Source organism: Rivularia sp. UHCC 0363 (genome assembly GCF_034931125.1).
Lineage (GTDB): Bacteria > Cyanobacteriota > Cyanobacteriia > Cyanobacteriales > Nostocaceae > Rivularia.
This window is the reverse complement of sequence record NZ_JAYGHM010000091.1, coordinates 1-2,196: the sequence shown is the minus strand read 5'-3', so window position 1 is coordinate 2,196 and position 2,196 is coordinate 1. Positions and strand designations below refer to the sequence as shown.

The 2,196-nt window shown below is 44.8% G+C and carries 2 protein-coding genes; one reads left to right on the top strand and one right to left on the bottom strand.

Annotation, left to right across the window (positions count from 1 at the left end):
- Nucleotides 1-51: 51 nt before the first annotated feature.
- On the bottom strand, nt 52-591 hold the full coding sequence (cobU, locus tag VB797_RS31580; protein WP_323241761.1) for a bifunctional adenosylcobinamide kinase/adenosylcobinamide-phosphate guanylyltransferase: 540 nt from the start codon (nt 589-591) through the stop codon (nt 52-54).
- 209 nt (nt 592-800) lie between these two features.
- Here cobU and VB797_RS31575 point away from each other — a divergent pair, with 209 nt between their 5' ends.
- Nucleotides 801-1,589: a hypothetical protein gene (locus VB797_RS31575; RefSeq protein WP_323241743.1), complete on the top strand. Its 789-nt coding sequence runs from the start codon at nt 801-803 to the stop codon at nt 1,587-1,589.
- The last annotated feature ends 607 nt before the right edge of the window (nt 1,590-2,196 follow it).

Here is a 2,196-nt window from a genome sequence, read left to right as displayed (position 1 = left end):
CCATCCCCCCATCTCCCCATCTCCCCATCCCCTTATCCCCTTGTCCCACCATCAAGACGGTAAACGAGTACCGAGTGCGCTGAGATTTAAAACGTGTCCGCCGGTGACTAAATATGCTGTTTGGCAGATAACGCCTAATTTACGAGTTAATGAACCGAGGCGATCGCGAAAAGTTTGACCGAGGGGATAAGCTGGTACTACTCCCCATCCGGTTTCTTCGGCAACGAAAATCATCGGTGCTGCAACTAGCTGTATGGTTTCTAAAAGTTCTTCAACAGTGTTAAGCCAATATTTATCGTCTTGATCGAGAAAATTTGCTACCCAGGTTCCGAGTGAATCTACTAAAATAATATTGTCCGGTTTTACATCGGCTAAGCGGTCGGATAATTCAAAAGGAACCTCCAAGGTTATCCAGCTTTGGGGACGGCGATTTCGATGTTGAATAATTCGTTGTTGCCATTGCTTGTCATCCGGCGATAACAGCGCGGTTGCTATATAAATTACTTTTTTGCCAGACTGGTTTGCTAGAGTTTCTGCCCACTCACTTTTTCCGGAACGGGCAGGACCAGTGACAAGAATAACTTTACTCAATGACATTTCCTCAGTATTCGTAATAATTAGAGTTGTAATTTTTTTAATCTTTTTTAACTCAAGGGTGCAGTTTTCGGTTACAAATAACTTTTATATAGATAAAAATACAGCAAAAGCAGTTAGCGCGATCGCGGGCAAGAAAATAAATTCAACCCTAGCCAAAAAAACGTCGTATGACTGCACCAAGACACGAATCCCCGAATATTTCTATGAAAGCAGGCTTAAAGCGTATTGAGGCAACTTTACAGGATTTAGACATTCGCGTTACGAACCCTATCGATGAAAATAGCGATAGTAATGGTTTGAATCAAGAGTCTTTATCGTTTCGGATCGGCGCTCCGGAATCCACCGAAGTTGCAACCGAACCGGACGAAGAAGTTAAATTGCAAACTCCCCAGCCAGAAGTTGCAAAAAATTCTGAGGAACAAGATAACTCAGTGCCGACCTTTTCAGCACAAGATGAGCAACTCAAACCACCAAGTCTTCCTAAATTTAAATCTCCAAACTTTAGCAGCCATCATAATGCTCCTAATCCCGCTTTGGCATCTAATGTCTTGGTAGAAATTCAAGAAATTGTTGCTGGCTGGCAAACTGAATTACATAAAATTGTGCGACAAATTCAGGAATTATACTTACAAGGACCGATTGTCAATGGCTGGTTAGAATCTCATGAAAAAGATCCCGAACCAGAAGCCACTGCAACCCTACGTCATGCAGAAGTTGACCGCTTGATGGATTATGTAGAAGAAATTTGCGCGGCTCTTCCAGAACCCTCATTGAAATCGAACCGCACTGGCTACCGTTTATGTGGTTTAGATGATTCTGGTGAAGTTTGGTGTCGTCCCTGTCCCCCCGAACAAGTAGCTAGCGTTAGTATGGCGATCGCCCGCTATCAACAACTACGTCAGCTACTCGGACGCAAGCAAAAACTGGAAACCCGCTTGAATCAGCTTGCAGAAACTCTAGTAGTTCTCCACGGTCATATTAAACAAGAGTGAAGTTTTTGGTTCCGTAGTTGCGATGATAAATAAGAGGGATTAGGGAGTAGGGAGTAGGGAATAGGGATTAGGGATTAGGGAGTAGGGAATAGGGAATAGGGAGTAGGTAAAAAAGATAATATGAATAATCATTGCATAATCGCAATTAAGAAGATTTTTGCCGCAACTCTAGTACTGCACCACATAAGTTATAAGGGTTTGGGGTAGTGCGAGCGTCCCGCGATCTATTGGTCACGAGCGAGCTAGAAGCTTGCGCTTTCCTGCGGGAACACCTTGCGGTGAACGCGCACACTTCGTGAGTCTGCGCTTACGCACACGCACTACGAATGTTTTACCCATCATATTAAATGTGGTGGACTAGTAGTACTCCACCACATAAGTTCTCAGGGGTGTCCGGTAGTGCGAGCGTCCCGCGATCTATTGGTCACGAGCGAGCAAGATGCTTGCGCTTTCCTGCGGGAACACCTTGCGGTGAACGCGCACACTTCGTGAGTCTGCGCTTACGCACACGCACTACGAAAATTTTATCCATCAAAGTTAGTGTGACAGACTACTAGTAGTCTGTCACATCAACTTTGAGGGGTTAGCGTAGTGCGAGCGTCTCGCT

What these genes read in the sequence shown, in the direction of transcription:
- VB797_RS31575 (WP_323241743.1), top strand. Translation starts at nt 801, where the DNA reads ATGAAAGCAGGCTTAAAGCGTATTGAGGCAACTTTACAGGATTTAGAC.